18 protein-coding genes are annotated in these 13,591 nt (G+C 49.5%); 13 read left to right on the forward strand and 5 right to left on the reverse strand.

The annotated features are described in order from the left end of the window. Positions 1 to 116: 116 nt before the first annotated feature. Complete coding sequence (locus GTP46_RS11215; RefSeq protein WP_161006711.1) at positions 117 to 422, forward strand: hypothetical protein; 306 nt, start codon at positions 117 to 119, stop codon at positions 420 to 422. Between the two features lie 1,309 nt (positions 423 to 1,731). On the opposite strand, the gene GTP46_RS11220 is transcribed toward GTP46_RS11215, so the two are convergent. Further along, a complete protein-coding gene (locus GTP46_RS11220; protein WP_161006712.1) occupies positions 1,732 to 2,340 on the reverse strand; it encodes a hypothetical protein in 609 nt (202 codons plus the stop codon). Between the two features lie 497 nt (positions 2,341 to 2,837). On the opposite strand from GTP46_RS11220, the gene GTP46_RS11225 reads away from it, so the two are divergent. Together GTP46_RS11225 and GTP46_RS11230 are read left to right on the forward strand one after the other, a co-directional pair. Continuing rightward, positions 2,838 to 3,182, forward strand: a complete 345-nt coding sequence (locus GTP46_RS11225) for a hypothetical protein (protein WP_161006713.1) — start codon at positions 2,838 to 2,840, stop codon at positions 3,180 to 3,182. Positions 3,183 to 3,583: 401 nt separating this feature from the next. Next, complete coding sequence (locus GTP46_RS11230; protein ID WP_161006714.1) at positions 3,584 to 3,907, forward strand: single stranded DNA-binding domain-containing protein; 324 nt, start codon at positions 3,584 to 3,586, stop codon at positions 3,905 to 3,907. 302 nt (positions 3,908 to 4,209) lie between these two features. Here the strand turns inward: GTP46_RS11230 and GTP46_RS11235 are convergent, their stop codons facing one another. Beyond that, a complete protein-coding gene (locus tag GTP46_RS11235; RefSeq protein ID WP_161006715.1) occupies positions 4,210 to 4,557 on the reverse strand; it encodes a hypothetical protein in 348 nt (115 codons plus the stop codon). A gap of 245 nt (positions 4,558 to 4,802) precedes the next feature. After that, positions 4,803 to 5,723 (reverse strand): class I SAM-dependent methyltransferase, encoded by a 921-nt coding sequence (locus tag GTP46_RS11240; protein ID WP_161006716.1) that lies wholly within the window; start codon positions 5,721 to 5,723, stop codon positions 4,803 to 4,805. A 672-nt stretch (positions 5,724 to 6,395) separates the two neighbouring features. Here GTP46_RS11240 and GTP46_RS11245 point away from each other — a divergent pair. The 3 genes from GTP46_RS11245 (at position 6,396) to GTP46_RS11255 (ending at position 8,382) form a co-directional block, all read left to right on the forward strand. Further along, positions 6,396 to 6,683, forward strand: a complete 288-nt coding sequence (locus tag GTP46_RS11245; protein ID WP_161006717.1) for a hypothetical protein — start codon at positions 6,396 to 6,398, stop codon at positions 6,681 to 6,683. Positions 6,684 to 6,906: 223 nt separating this feature from the next. Continuing rightward, positions 6,907 to 7,701, forward strand: a complete 795-nt coding sequence (locus GTP46_RS11250; RefSeq protein ID WP_161006718.1) for a transporter substrate-binding domain-containing protein — start codon at positions 6,907 to 6,909, stop codon at positions 7,699 to 7,701. 267 nt (positions 7,702 to 7,968) lie between these two features. After that, positions 7,969 to 8,382: a response regulator gene (locus tag GTP46_RS11255; RefSeq protein WP_161006719.1), complete on the forward strand. Its 414-nt coding sequence runs from the start codon at positions 7,969 to 7,971 to the stop codon at positions 8,380 to 8,382. Between the two features lie 175 nt (positions 8,383 to 8,557). Here the strand turns inward: GTP46_RS11255 and GTP46_RS11260 are convergent, their stop codons facing one another. Continuing rightward, complete coding sequence (locus GTP46_RS11260; protein ID WP_161006720.1) at positions 8,558 to 8,761, reverse strand: hypothetical protein; 204 nt, start codon at positions 8,759 to 8,761, stop codon at positions 8,558 to 8,560. 161 nt (positions 8,762 to 8,922) lie between these two features. Here GTP46_RS11260 and GTP46_RS11265 point away from each other — a divergent pair, with 161 nt between their 5' ends. Next, positions 8,923 to 9,294: a hypothetical protein gene (locus GTP46_RS11265; RefSeq protein ID WP_161006721.1), complete on the forward strand. Its 372-nt coding sequence runs from the start codon at positions 8,923 to 8,925 to the stop codon at positions 9,292 to 9,294. Positions 9,295 to 9,359: 65 nt separating this feature from the next. Here GTP46_RS11265 and GTP46_RS11270 read toward each other — a convergent pair whose 3' ends face one another. Beyond that, on the reverse strand, positions 9,360 to 9,824 hold the full coding sequence (locus tag GTP46_RS11270; RefSeq protein ID WP_308495426.1) for a helix-turn-helix domain-containing protein: 465 nt from the start codon (positions 9,822 to 9,824) through the stop codon (positions 9,360 to 9,362). Positions 9,825 to 10,010: 186 nt separating this feature from the next. Here GTP46_RS11270 and GTP46_RS11275 point away from each other — a divergent pair, with 186 nt between their 5' ends. The 6 genes from GTP46_RS11275 to GTP46_RS11300 are packed head-to-tail and all read left to right on the forward strand — an operon-like array spanning position 10,011 to position 13,575. Next, positions 10,011 to 10,685 carry a hypothetical protein gene (locus GTP46_RS11275; RefSeq protein ID WP_161006722.1) on the forward strand — a complete coding sequence of 225 codons (675 nt, stop codon included), beginning with the start codon at positions 10,011 to 10,013 and terminating at the stop codon, positions 10,683 to 10,685. 7 nt (positions 10,686 to 10,692) lie between these two features. Next, positions 10,693 to 11,211, forward strand: coding sequence for a hypothetical protein (locus GTP46_RS11280; RefSeq protein ID WP_161006723.1), 519 nt, complete (start codon positions 10,693 to 10,695; stop codon positions 11,209 to 11,211). Positions 11,212 to 11,217: 6 nt separating this feature from the next. Continuing rightward, the gene (locus GTP46_RS11285; protein ID WP_161006724.1) at positions 11,218 to 11,604 is read left to right on the forward strand and encodes a hypothetical protein; all 387 of its coding nucleotides are present in this window, start codon (positions 11,218 to 11,220) and stop codon (positions 11,602 to 11,604) included. Continuing rightward, the gene (locus GTP46_RS11290; protein ID WP_161006725.1) at positions 11,601 to 12,146 is read left to right on the forward strand and encodes an HAD domain-containing protein; all 546 of its coding nucleotides are present in this window, start codon (positions 11,601 to 11,603) and stop codon (positions 12,144 to 12,146) included. The genes GTP46_RS11285 and GTP46_RS11290 overlap by 4 nt, the downstream gene beginning before the upstream one ends. Continuing rightward, on the forward strand, positions 12,139 to 12,990 hold the full coding sequence (locus GTP46_RS11295; RefSeq protein ID WP_161006726.1) for a flagellin N-terminal helical domain-containing protein: 852 nt from the start codon (positions 12,139 to 12,141) through the stop codon (positions 12,988 to 12,990). The genes GTP46_RS11290 and GTP46_RS11295 overlap by 8 nt, the downstream gene beginning before the upstream one ends. A 9-nt stretch (positions 12,991 to 12,999) precedes the next feature. Continuing rightward, the gene (locus GTP46_RS11300) at positions 13,000 to 13,575 is read left to right on the forward strand and encodes an HAD domain-containing protein (RefSeq protein WP_161006727.1); all 576 of its coding nucleotides are present in this window, start codon (positions 13,000 to 13,002) and stop codon (positions 13,573 to 13,575) included. Positions 13,576 to 13,591: the final 16 nt, after the last annotated feature.

Genomic DNA, 13,591 nt, shown 5'->3' on the forward strand with positions numbered 1-13,591 from the left:
TTTTTATGGCGGGCCCAAGGCTCGCCATTTTTCCATTAGACCTAAGCGTTCCCGGCAAAATCCACAGAGCGGATTCGATGGTATTCTAAAAAGATTATTTAAGAAAAAAGACTGGAATGAACGACGACCAAGAACTGTTCGGGGTGCCCTCTGCAAATATTGAAGCAGCAAAAAAGTGGGCAAACTTGCATCGTAAGCGATATGAGTACCACACCAAGGTACCGACGCGAAAGGAAGTGCTGTCTTTACCGGTAGAAATATTAGCGCCACTTTTAGTAGGTTGGATGGAGCACAGCCCCATCGAAATAGTTCCGAGTCGAATTCAAATCGAACAGGTGGTTGAGCTATTAAATACTCGGCCAGATAGCGCTAGCCTGGAGCGGTTACTCACTATGTGCCAGCATTACATCCGCAATCAGTAGCTCAACGAAGCTCTCAAATTGATGTCATTAGCCAGTAACGTGGAAGAGATACGATTACCAATGTGTCTTGGTTCAACTCTCGATGGATTTACTGCCTCCCAACCGAGGCAGTTTTTTTATGGGACTTGACAGCATTGTTCACTCTCTCAAAAAAAAGCGTTTCCTGTCATAGACTGCGTCATCGTTTACGACGCAGTGTTCGGCCCACTCCTAGAAGCTTTTCGAAAGTGCTTGCATAGGAAATTCTGAGGCATGATATGGCCAAAATTGAAATCCCGTACTACCTAACCCCGAAGCTCGGCGTCGAGATGTGCAATGGACGCCATTTAGTCAGTGTCGAGTTACGCGACGGTAGGTTGATTACCAACCTGGTTGTGAAGGATGGACGCTTTATCACTGGCAGGCTTGATGACCCAGATGGCGAGGGAACACTGCTGTTCACGAGTTTGGATATATGTGATATCCAGAGGCATGCATTCGTTTATGGACGCACTCTTAGCACTTAAATCCTCCGCAGAATGGGCTAAGTGTGGGGGCAAGCTAAGCGCCATCAAGATGGCTTCAGACGCATCCGGAACACCATCACGCGACTTTGAACAAATGCGGTGCTTCGACGTAATTTAGAGGTCTTTTTTTGTCGACCATACTGACGCCGTACTCGCTCAAACGCGACCTTTGCAGCCTGTATGAATTTCTTCGATGCAGGACTAGGACCGGACTGCGGTCCCGCCTTTGACCATTTGCGGGCAGCTGTCGCGAATAAGGGAATTAAGCATTTACCCGCGATAAGGACGTGAAGGCCTAAGCTGGAAAAACCGGGTAGGCTTGTTTTGTGGCCACATGTAGGGCACACGAACACCTCGCGCGCGCCTATCTGTATAGGCGGTATAAATAGGCGATTCACGCGATGGCCACAGCGCTTACATATGCACTTGTACATACGTTCTTTTCATGGCTGGGAATTTAGAACCCCGAGTTAGCTGCACTCGTTATGGTGGGCAGTCGGAAAGAGTAACACCCCTTTGTGACAAGGGTTTGACAACCGGCACAATGCATGAAGGCCGTTAAGGTGAAGCTATACGTCATTGAATCCGCTTGTCACTCAAATGACATCGACATGCTGACGCTGACGGCGCGCTAGGTCACTTCCCTCGCAAAAATCCGCTACTGTCGGAAACGAATGTAGGCATCATCGACGCGCAAGCAGTATTAGGTTTCGCATCCACGTCAAAGTACCAGAGCTACGTATGAGCGACTTCCGAAGGGAAGGTTAAGTTCTGGCGGCAAACCAGATAGTCAACCGGTAAGGCTAAAAGGGCATGTTAGCTCGTTCAACTGAACGAACAAATTTTATGGTTTGGTAGTGAAGCTGCTCAACTGCGGAAAGTGCCTCTAAAGCCGTGACCGTGTTACCACGCGCCAATTCCAACATGGACCGAACATCTACCAAGACTTGCGCCATCTCGTTTGAGTTAGGCATATTCGCAGCAGAGGCTACGCACAACTGTACAACCATTTTAGAGAGACTCTCTTCGATATTTGTAAGCGTAGTGGCTGACGCTTCCGCAGCCCCAAAATAGTAAGATTTCGGACTCCGCTCACCACCAATCAGTTTCCTAATTTCGAGCTCAGAATTTGCGGCCTGCCGGGCAGTTCGACGCGCGACGGAAACCGCAGAAACCAACATATCGGTAACGGTCCTATCAACTGGCTGCGCAGACGCCTCCAGCTCCAAGTATCGCTTGAGCGACGTAACAGCTTCCTTTATCTGAAGGCCGACACCACGCCCTGCCGCACCGATTTCTATTACGCGCTTCATCAAGAGACAGCTGTTGAGGAGAAGCTCACCAGCAAGCACCGCGCTATCGTGGACTTCACTCAACAATTTTGTCGAGTTCAGCGAATCGGCTTCAGTCATGCCAGGTATGGAATGCATCGGCTACCCTTTAGCAAATAGATTTCTATCCTAAAACTTATCATGCAGCTGCCTTAGTGTCTATTACACAGACCAAACAGCAACAAATCTCGGGCTTCCAGTTTTCGTATGGATTCGATTGCAAGCTTCCCAAGGACTGCCCTTCTGCTGGTAAGCATCATAGATACGCGCTATACGACATAAAGTCGCAACTATGGCCCCCTTCAATATGCGACTGTGTCCATAAATAAATCGTTATGCTCCATAAGGACCTATCTATGACCTGAGCAAATCATGCCCAAGAGGCTTTCCAAACCTGAAAGCTGGCCAACACTAGTGCAACATGGGGCAAGCAGACAAGCTTCCAGTGACCACAATGGACACCAGGTCAACGGAGCTGAAATCTGGTATGGTCACCCTAGTTGCATCCTTCTAGCTGCTCGATGCGAGGCCACCGCCTTCCCGCCAACTTCAAGAACGAATTATCCGAAAGGGCATTTATGAAGTCCGCCAATGTTTTCTTTTCGCGAGCGCAAGGTCATGTCGAAATGGTTTTGGAAATCGATTGTGAGACCGTTGCACGTACTTCGAGCCCTGAGTCGATAGTGATGGAACTGCAAATAAGAGAAGTGCGCGAATTGCACATTGAAGGGAAATTTTCGACATACTTGCCAACTTCTGAAAAAGCACTGACGGCAGCGGCTGAAATTCCTTTTACAGAAATGCTGTCAGTACTCAGGCTGTTAGCCGCATGTTCGTACATGGGTGAGTTTCCATCCATCGCCCAGCCTGAGCGGCGCAAAAAACCTAAAGCGGACGGCTGCTCTCCTTCATCAACCGACTAATCTTCCTGCTAGCCCAACTTCACGCTTACGGAAGCTCGTACATCTGAAGCTATCTGCCGTGCCGCGTCGCCCAGCAGCGTCGCTACCTTATCGCGAGGAATACGGTGGTACGACAAATAAACCCACGCTCGAGCTGTTCCGTGAGTTAAGTTGATTGCGAGGCCCTCTGCGATAACATCCTGAAGAGCCAGCTTGTTAGACAGGTGCATTCAACACTCCTGAATTCTCAAAAAAACCGCTCAATGTTCGCCCAATCTCATCCACCTCCAATATACAGAACGATGGAGCAGGCGTGTATGAAAGTCCCCTCTAAATCTGACAATCAATCCCGATTCTGAAAGTTGCTATACGAATTGGAGCGCAGTTTTCGCTGCCTCTTTTTCTAGAAAAAGGACATCACTATGCAGTCATTTGGTAACGTCGCCACGGCGCCAGAACGTAAAGTTGGCAAAGTAAGCGGTAAAGGATATTACGAGTTTCGGATGTGTGAGAGCCAACGTGGCAAAGATGATTCGCCAACCTGGTACACCTGCCGCATCATGAAGAACGAGGACCCTGGCCTACTGAAAGGGGACTTTGTTAAGGTCACGGGAAAACTGAAAGCCGACTTCTATCTTTCGCGTGAGGGCAAGCCCACGGGGACGCTTCTTATCATTGCATTCGAAGCGGCAAAAATAACGAAGCAAGTAGCTGCTAGCGAAGCTGAAGAGTCATCGCCAGCGTGAGTCGAATCGATTTAGCCACCCCGCGAGGGGTGGTTTTTTATTTAGAAATACTCGTCCCACAAACTATACGCGAGCGTACCAAGCCCGACAACTGCGCCAGCGGCTAGAGCAACCGGTACAGATACCTCGGCCTATGCACTTCATTTCGCCCCTCCACTTGCCATAACAGCCCAGGTTGTTTCCGGACCTTGCTAGTGATGACCATCCCTTACATCGTGTGTTTGAGTCGCACTAGCACTTCTTTACATGTTGATAGAATAAAAAAAAGCCTGCTAAGCGAGCGGGCTTTAAGTGAGCTTCAGTTAAGCCTGTTGACGGTCTACCAAGGAAGGCAAGCTCACGCCACGTTCGTCCCAGGACTGGAGGGATTCCGCAGCTATTGCTGGATTGAACGGGGTCATCGCATCCATCTTTCCGGAAACCGCTTTCAACGCTTTTTCCAGACTCTGCTCAGCTTTGAAGTCGCCAGCGGCGGCTAGCTTGTCTTCCAATGCATCCAATATTGAGCGCTGAATTTGCAGGTATTCCACCACACGCATTTCCTGTCCAGAAAGCAAGTTCCCCCCAATGTCCTTGCTAAGGTTGTTCACAGTCTTTACGGCTTCGGTAATCAGCTTTTTGTTCAAGTCGCCCCCGATAAAAATCTCCACGGCAATGTTTCCGCAAGAAAATTTTATCACGTGGGAACTAAGTTACGATAGTTATTTGCCACCTATGGTTGGTCGAAAGAGAGCCCTAGAATCGCTGATAACCTTTGTCTTAGATGACCCTCGTTAGGGCTCCCCCACCCTTCCCCCTTGACTGGCGTTATTCTCATCGGGACGTACACCATTTCCGACGCCGCTATCCCTCCTGCTCATACGACTTTTGAGGGCGCCTAACATAACGCGTCGATTTAAGTAGCTCTTCGCGCCGTCAGATACGCGTTACGCGTGGTGCTTATCGAGCTACCAGCCTCAACTATCGGTCGGAATTTTTCCTGGAAATATTCACGCTCATTTTCTGATAAGTGCTCAGTTACTATTTGCGTAACAGTAGGAGCCATCGGATGCGGAGAGCTTCCAAGAAATGTTTCCCAATTAGTCTGGCGCGTCGGTTTTGAGTCTATGTGCAACTCCATGTGTACGTCTGAAAAACCAGCACCTCGCGCGAAGTGAATTAGGTCTCGCTCTGTGAAGTTGGTTGTAGGATTTTGCGAGATAGCCTCTAATGTACTTGGATACTGGGCAGCCATGATTCGGCATTGCATTTCGAGGAATCTGTCCTTACTAGCCAACGAGTCTTCTTCGACTAATTTTTTCATCATATAAATGCCAAGCGCTTCGTCACGCATGATGGGCTCACAAAGCGAAATTACGCCACCTGGCTTTAGCACTCGGAAAAACTCACTGAACGCGGCCGCTTTATCAGAGACATATGCCAATACCGCGCGCGTAACTATAATGTCGACGGAGGAATCGCCAACGCTTGTCAACTTGTCCGCTGGACACTCATGAAACACGCATTGACTCTCAAAACCTTTCACAAATGCAATATTTTGCGTATGTGTAAGCAACGGTTTAGAGATATCAGTAAGAATAACCTTCAACGTTGGACCTACACGACCAATAGCACGAAACGCCACTAAGCCGTCGCCAGTGCCGACATCTAATAGCGTCATGCCTGGTTTCACATCTACAGCACTCAATACGCGGTCAGCAAAGCATTCCGTTTCCTCAAGCATGACTTGCGCCGCTGCCGAATCGCCTCCATGCCGAGTGTGCATTAGCCAAGTGGACCAAATATCAGGCGGCGATACATCTTTATGGTCATTCAAATTAATTTCTCCTCGTTAATGATGTGTTTCGCACGCGGCACACAGAGCTCAATGAAGCTGAATTCGCAGATAAATTACCAAATTGCAACTTAATAAATCATTAAATTGATACCGTGGTAGCGAAAATATTGTTGTTATTTTGAAATTTTTATCTGACTAAAATTAATAGCTAGCTCTAAGAAAGCTAGATGCAATGGGCCTCGAAGGTTGCTATTGGTTAGCGAGACCTCTGGGGTCAGACTCAGGAAGTCTGCTTGCACTTGTCGGCAAGGCATTGATTGGGATTTTCAAGTAAGAAAAACCATTACTCTCTAGTGGGGGCATCTCCCCAGCGCGAACATGCCAACGAACCAGTAGTAGACATGATAGCGGCAGGTCTCATTGAGGCCGCTCCGTCGAACAATCCAGTACTACAGGCGCGCGTTGCATTTGACTTGGCCATTAGAGCACTGGAGCACAAGAAGCATTCATTCGATGTAAAAGTAATCTCTGAAATGGTCGACAACAAGAACGTTGGGTCTTTTCAGAGTGAAAAGCTGTTTGCTCCGCGTGGAACCTGGATGATTAAACGAGAGCTTCCAAAATAGCACTGGAAAAGAGGAAAGACTCGGCTGTCAATTGTTGCGTTTCCTGAGAAAATATATACTTAAACCGACATTCTGCTGAAAAAAAATGAACTACACAGTCTTCCTGAAGCATATTGATATAGATACCATGGGCGAAAAACTAACGACCAAGCGACTCGTCCACGCATATGACACTCTAGATGGAATGTTTGCCCTGCGCGCCGGGAGAATTTGGGACGTGGAAACGACGCTAAAAGATGACTACGTGGTGTTAGATATTCAAGGAGACGGTTCGAAAGACGAAGCCTTGAAGATGGTGGCTAAAGTGATTGCGGAACAGAACTGGGCAATTCGCGGCTTGCGCCTGGATTTTTACCAACCGAACACGCACTAGCTGATGCTACCAAGCTGCCTAACCGAGGTAAGTGAATACTAAAGGTCGGCTGCAAAACCTGAAGGAGAAGCAAAGGGGCACGAGGTAAAGTCGACACCGATTTGGCTACTCCTCGAGCGAATCGAAGCTGAGCAGCTCCGAAAAATCGACATCTGGCAACGAGTACTTTAGATTTAACAAATCTACGAAATATGTGACATCTAGCCTAATACATGCTCAAAAAATGTATCGCCTTTACCTAAAAATTGCACTCCTCCTAGCTGCGACGCAAAGTGGTGCCGTAGAAGGCTGCGAGCCGATTTCCTTCGGGTACCTCGACCAAGAAAGACCTCCATACTGGCTTGGCGTAGGGACAGCGGTGCCCGAACGGCCTGGCGCCTCAGTCGAGTTAGTTCAGCGAGTCGCGGCAAGCGTAAAATGCGCGGTCAAATTGAAGCGGATTCCGGTATTGCGTATCCGAGCAGCACTTGCATCAGGAGAGGTTGACTTTGCTCCGATGGACTCAAGTTCAGAGCATGTTTCAGGCATCGAATTCCCTCGCGACAAGAACCACGAACTGGATATCACCCGTGGCCTTCCTCAACGTATTGTCGTCTATGTCAGAGCATCCGACCAAATACCAGCCAACACTCGTCCGATAACGTATTTTAAGCAACGTAGACTCGGTATCACGTTGGGCTCCAGTTACAAAACACGAATGGAGAAAGTAGGATTACAGGTCGACAGTGGCGCTATGGACATCTCTAGAAATCTGGAAAAACTAAGGCTAAATCGCATTGACGGATTCGCCGTATCCGTCGTCTTCCCTGAAGATATGGACAGCTATGTCGCAAAAAGGTACGGCAGAAGCATCGTCCGAATGCAGAACCCCTTGTTTGTAGACCACATTTGGCTGGCTGTGAATCAAAGCTACTACTCAGCCCATCAAGGCCAGGTTGAGAAGATGTGGACATGGCTCGGCTCAACGGGGCGCAAGCAGTTTGCAGAATTGCTGAAAGAGTACTCAGCGGCGAACTAAGCGACAACGCCCGAAACCTATGACGAAGAGGCGAAAAAGCCCAACTCAAGCCCAGTAAAATATTAAAAATTGAATAAACGGTAAGAATTATTATAACTATTATTTAAGACCACCTCCCCATGCCCTTCAAAGAAATTTCGTCTTAAAAATGTACTCAGTACGCAGAACTCAAACAGGAAACCAAGAACTAACAAAGCGAGTTACAATCTGCTTTAGAAAGACGCGAGTCGTCGTTCAGAGCATATCAATGAACGACAAGGACGCAAGATGCAAAACGAACCTACTCCAACTGGACTCACTGGCCAGCGTCCAATAAGGGTCTTAATCGTCGACGATAACATTGACGCGGGCGAAATTCTTTGCGAATTACTAAGCGCCTTAGGTTACATCACTCTCTTCCATGAAAGTGCCGCTGCGGCACTATCGTGTTTGGAAGTATTTCAACCGGACGTATGCCTCTCCGACATCTGTATGCCAGAAATGGACGGCTACAAGTTCGCGATAGCGCTCCGTGCACATCCTCAGTACGCGCACCTAAAACTTGTAGCACTGACCGCGTATGCTTTACCTAAAGACCGAGCGGCGGCATTAGATGCCGGATTTAATGACCACTTGTCAAAAACTGCCGGAATTGAAAAAATTCTGCAAGTACTAGGCCCTTCAGGTGCTGCTGTCAACTAAACACGAGACGCCTCACGTCAGTGTTTATACAAAGTTGATAACAGGGTAAAAAGAGGTCATTTCAGTCGCCTAGAACCATCCATTACTGGTGTGATGATGCCTTCGGGATGGTTGCGGATTCCTACTTGATAGGCCAATCGACGAGTGCTGGCGCCGATGCTGACAATATCGGCTCTCATTTTTTTCCGATACTCTTGTACACGCCCAGTGCACCACCAACTGTTGCGCCGGTATCCAAAGGAAGTTCGCCATATCGCACAACCAGCGCACCTGCTGCACGAAATGATTCAGCCATATAGGCCAGAATTGCAAACCACCTTGCCTCGCCGACCTTGGCGAAAAGAGTCTCAGCCAGATGCTTTCGCTCAATCGCTTCCACGCAATGTCTCATCATATTAAATTACTTTGCTGATTGCCAAAAAAGCAAATGATGGCACTTTTGCTTCGGATGAATGCATGCGGCAATCATGATTTAAAGAAAAATCATTCATTTGCTATACATCTTCGTAGGGATTTCCTACGAACACACAAAAGGTCAAAATGAATGAAATTGACATTAAGCTGATGGTCGGAAAACTGCTAGTTCGAGCCTTCCAGAAAGCTGTATATCCGAACGCAATTGGAGAGAACTCAGGGCCACTTGTAGCCGTAGACGACGATGGCGAAATCGTAGTGTTCTTAGATGAGGAGAGCACGAAGCCCGAAATCCTAGTGATGAATTCTGCTGAGCAAATGGTTGGGGCGATGTATTTCCTACAAACTTTGAAGGCCAAATTCGAAACTACCGAGGACCGAGAAAAAGTGTGCTGCACTATTGGCAATGTGCAGTCTCTAGGAAGAGATTACTTTGAAGCTGGAATGAGAGCATATCTGCTATTCAAATCACGCAACAAAGAATTCAAGTCTATGTAATTAAAACGGCGAGCAAGTTGCTCGCCGTTCTTCCCTCTAACAAGGGAGCGCGCCCCCTTACTGGCCTACTCCGGAGTACTCATACCAACAAGTTCTTCTTCGGTTACACCGAGAGATGCCGCTAATTTTTCAATGCTATCCAAAGAGATGCTCACCACACGCCGCTCAGCTTGACTGACATAAGTGCGATGCACACCGGCGAGCTCTGCCAACTTCTCCTGCGACAGACCGCTTTCCAATCTGACACGGCGGAGGTTGGTAGCGAACCTATCAAGAGCCGACAGCGTGGAATCTTTACTCAGCATACCCAAGGCAACCATCAGCTTTTCTACATTTTCCAAGGACATGTTTTGCACTGCACGCTCAATATGGCTTACATACGAGCGATGAAATCCGGCCAACACAGCTAACTCTTCCTGGCTCATGTTTTGCCGCTCGCGCTCTGAGCGCAGTAAACGCGCGCATCGCTCTCGAAATGTGGGGCTAGCGATTGGGGGATGGGGCATGTTCATAGCCCAACTTTCTTGCATTACTCGTTTTATATCTACAGTCCATCATTCGACTCTATTTACTTCTACTCGTTTTAAATCTACAATAAAGTTTCCATGACGAAATCTTTGAGGCATTTTGCATCTAAGTCCTAACAGCGCCGCACTCTTCGCTAAGGCCAAAAGGGCACGTTCTCGATAGACCTCACATAATAGGAACTTGATTAAATGAAACATTTGAACTCCATCGCAGTCCTCGCAGCTGGTATCGCTCTTACAGCATGTTCTACTGTGAATACCACCCTCGCAGAACGCCATGAGGTCATCGAGATGTACCACGTGTTCGACATCAAGACCAAGGCTGATACTGCAACTATCGCTAAAGCCACCTCGGATGGTCTCAGCGCGAACACCAATAACATCCAGACCGCCATGCCACTTCAGCTTGGCAAAACCATCCCTGCCACTCCTGGCCGATTCAGCATCGATGACGTGGCGGCCGGAATGAACGGCCAAAACTCCGCAATGTTGAAAATGCTGGCGAATCAAAGTGGCGGCCTCGGTCTTAAAGTTGCCAACTGCGAGGGCGCCGTTTGGACGTCCAAGGCAGTTCGCAATATCACCGGCTCGAACAATCTGACTTTGTATTCCTGCCTCTACAAATATCGCGATGGCTACAACCTGGATATGTACGCCGTATTCACTAAAGAGTCAGGAGGGCTTTATCAAGTCATCCGCGAAGGCGCAAACGCAATTGCGGGAACTCCTGAGGCGTGGGTCAACAAAACCATCGTGGACGCCGTACGGTCCATTGAACGTGCAGCCGGAGCTCGTGCTGTTCATGTAGAAGGCCAGCCGGAGCTAGGTCCTCTTCCAGCAGTAGACCAGCTCAGCGCGAAGTGAGGCCAACGTGAATATGGAGATGTCTCAGGTCAGCACTTGGCTCGTCCAACGCATGACGACCGCCGCTTCTGCTTTGGCTGTCGGGCTGGCAGTCTGCATAGCACCAGCTGCACATGCGGCTCCCTCGGTGGGGTACTGGTTCGACTATACCCCGGGAACCGGGCAGACCGACATGGTGCTGATACCTGATGCAATCTCGGATGCTGTACGTCAGGGCTTGCGCGCTGGTGGCATCGCCACGACCACAACCGCTGGCAATGTCGATGCGTTGATAAGTGTCGAAATGGTTGAATCCTATGAGCCACAGTTCAACTCTCTACGCATCGTGTCGGGCACCATGTTACTCAAGGCGCCGCGCCCTGGTGCCGGTAATTTTGAGCGTCCCATTCTGCTCTGCGTAACTAGCGTTCAGGCCTGGAGGACCAGCTCCAACACACAAGAGGCAGCACGTAAAGTCCGCGATGGAATAGTGCAAAAAGCTGCGGACTTCGCGAGAGAGTGCCGCCCTCAGCTCAACAACCTCTAGACCTAAATGAAGATGAATATCCCCGACGATTTTCCCCGCACCCCGTCCATAACGTCTCTGCCTGGCTCGCAGCCGAAGGTGTCTGTTCGGCTCAATGCAACGAGCGGGAAATATGTCGGGTCATTCAACGAGGATGCGATTGGCGAACGCTATGCAGTTTGCATCGACCTTGTTGAGCAGCTCGTAGCTAAATGTCGGCGCAATCGAAGCACTAAATACGCCGAGCTGTCGGAAGTGCAGATTCTAGAGCGCCTGCTTGCGCAACTACTCGGGACAGATTGGGGAACTGCGCCCGAGATGGCCTGGGTCATCCGAAAGACCGCTGCCGAATTGGAATGGGAAATTTCAGATAGTGCTGTGGTCCTGAATACGCTGCTTGGAAATTCGAAATGAGCCCTCTCCTCTTTTTGGACTTTGACGATGTTCTTGCGATTAGCCGCCAGCATCCCTCGGGGCAGGTTTTGTCCGCCCTTCTAAGCGGCAAACTCGACGAAGTACCCGAGCTGTGGGAGAACCTGTTCGATAAGCTTGCGCGTCAAAATTTGCTCATGTTGCATGAAGAATTTTTCCCCAACTACGTCATAAGCTCTTCGTGGGCAGGGATGCTGTCTCGCGAACAAATATGCGAAGTGTTGCGTCGCACGAAAATGCACTTCGTTGTCAGCAACCTGCACCAGGAATGGAAGCTGCCGCACCTGAAGGCTCCCGAGCGAGCGGTGGACATTGAGGCGTGGCTCTATCTCCACAATCAGATAGCACCTCGGCCTTTTGTGATACTCGACGACGTCATAAGCGGTCATCCCATTCGCAATACGAAACTCGAGGAATACACCGTTCTATGTGACGCATGGGGCGGTCTCACCGATAAAAAGCTCGAAAACGCGCAGATGATTCTGCGCGCCCAAATGAACCCGACTTCGCCAAATAATGCTTAGCCTAAGAACAAACTCCTCGGCGATGTCTGCCACCCGTGCCGCTGATTCAGCCAGCCGCACAGCAAGTACTTCGATGACCCGGTTATCTACCGGGTACCGCGTCAACTCAGCCATGGACGACGCGGCTGGTCTTCAAATTGCCACGCGCTTAAATTCGCAAACCAGTGGCATGGCGGTAGCGATACGTAATACCCAAAACGACATTTCGCTAATGCAGACGGCGAGCAGCGCTGTCGACAACATCATCTCGATTTTTGGCCGAATGCACGACTTGGCAATTCAAGCAGCGGACGCCTCTGCTACTCAGGCTGATAAGCAAGCGCTTCAAACGGAGTTCGTGGAGCTATTCCAGGAAGTCTGGAATGAGGTTGGGACTCGCTATAACGGAGAGGACCTCTTCATCAGCCAACCTCCAAATAACCACGCCAAGCTGTTCTTCCCCGTGCAGATGCAAATTGGTGAGAGCTCCGACAATGTGATGACCGTGAACTTGCAGCCGCAGCTTCTCGGGACATTCGATTCTCTCAAATACGACAATACCGCGCTAGAAACCATTCTGACTCAAAATGCCAACGCGGCTATCGATGACACCGTCAACGCGATAAACAGTTGGGCCGCGCTAGGCAGCGCTATGGGCGCCGTATCTAATCGCCTGGAGCACGTGTACCAAAACCTCGCCAACATCTCAGCAAATGCCAAGGCGGCTACTGGTCGCATCATGGACACCGACTATGCTGCCGAATCTGCCGCGACTACGAGTGCACAGATGCTCGAGCAGGCATCCACATCGATGCTCAAACAATCCAACTCAACGTCCCAACTAGCGATGACCCTCATCACGTAAGGACCAATCATGTCTAGCGCCACACAGCACCAAAACTTCAAACAGGTGAAGCCAGTTGTCTTTCTGGATATCGATGATGTACTGTGCGTGCATCGCACGCTCAACACGCGTCAAGTACTTGCTGCCTTGGCGGGCGATGAAACCGTAAATGCCGATGAGGTTTGGCAGCAGATTTTTCATCCAGCAGCGCGTGAGAATCTCCGGGTACTGGACGAAGAGTTCAGCCCGACATACGTCATTAGTTCCTCGTGGACTTTGCACCTTGACAAGCAACAGTTGCGCGAGACTTTCTGGCGTACCGGTATCGGCTTTGTGGCCGACAATCTTCACCAGGTGCCGTTTACTCCGCGCGACGAAGATTCATATCGCTTGGTAGAAATCGACGCATGGTTAGATACCTATCTCGCGCCTGCGCTTTCTCAAGCTAGTTCGACGACGTATCTGATTATCGATGACGTCATTAGCGGCCAATCCCTGCTTGGTTCTCACCTGGAGGACCGTACAGTCTTCTGCGACGCATGGACCGGCTTTACATACCCCAAATTGGTGACTGCACAAAAAATTCTGCGCCGTGGCCTGCTCTAGTCCTATTGACCTTTCT

It is taken from the genome of Duganella flavida, from assembly GCF_009857445.1.
Lineage (GTDB): Bacteria > Pseudomonadota > Gammaproteobacteria > Burkholderiales > Burkholderiaceae_D > Rugamonas > Rugamonas flavida.

Coding starts and splice junctions, on each gene's coding strand:
- GTP46_RS11220 (WP_161006712.1), bottom strand. CDS start 2,340: ATGACTGAAGCCGATTCGCTGAACTCGACAAAATTGTTGAGTGAAGTC.
- GTP46_RS11245 (WP_161006717.1), top strand. CDS start 6,396: ATGAACTACACAGTCTTCCTGAAGCATATTGATATAGATACCATGGGC.
- GTP46_RS11295 (WP_161006726.1), top strand. CDS start 12,139: ATGCTTAGCCTAAGAACAAACTCCTCGGCGATGTCTGCCACCCGTGCC.
- GTP46_RS11265 (WP_161006721.1), top strand. CDS start 8,923: ATGAATGAAATTGACATTAAGCTGATGGTCGGAAAACTGCTAGTTCGA.
- GTP46_RS11275 (WP_161006722.1), top strand. CDS start 10,011: ATGAAACATTTGAACTCCATCGCAGTCCTCGCAGCTGGTATCGCTCTT.
- GTP46_RS11250 (WP_161006718.1), top strand. CDS start 6,907: ATGTATCGCCTTTACCTAAAAATTGCACTCCTCCTAGCTGCGACGCAA.
- GTP46_RS11270 (WP_308495426.1), bottom strand. CDS start 9,824: ATGCAAGAAAGTTGGGCTATGAACATGCCCCATCCCCCAATCGCTAGC.
- GTP46_RS11225 (WP_161006713.1), top strand. CDS start 2,838: ATGAAGTCCGCCAATGTTTTCTTTTCGCGAGCGCAAGGTCATGTCGAA.
- GTP46_RS11285 (WP_161006724.1), top strand. CDS start 11,218: ATGAAGATGAATATCCCCGACGATTTTCCCCGCACCCCGTCCATAACG.
- GTP46_RS11215 (WP_161006711.1), top strand. CDS start 117: ATGAACGACGACCAAGAACTGTTCGGGGTGCCCTCTGCAAATATTGAA.
- GTP46_RS11255 (WP_161006719.1), top strand. CDS start 7,969: ATGCAAAACGAACCTACTCCAACTGGACTCACTGGCCAGCGTCCAATA.
- GTP46_RS11230 (WP_161006714.1), top strand. CDS start 3,584: ATGCAGTCATTTGGTAACGTCGCCACGGCGCCAGAACGTAAAGTTGGC.
- GTP46_RS11290 (WP_161006725.1), top strand. CDS start 11,601: ATGAGCCCTCTCCTCTTTTTGGACTTTGACGATGTTCTTGCGATTAGC.
- GTP46_RS11300 (WP_161006727.1), top strand. CDS start 13,000: ATGTCTAGCGCCACACAGCACCAAAACTTCAAACAGGTGAAGCCAGTT.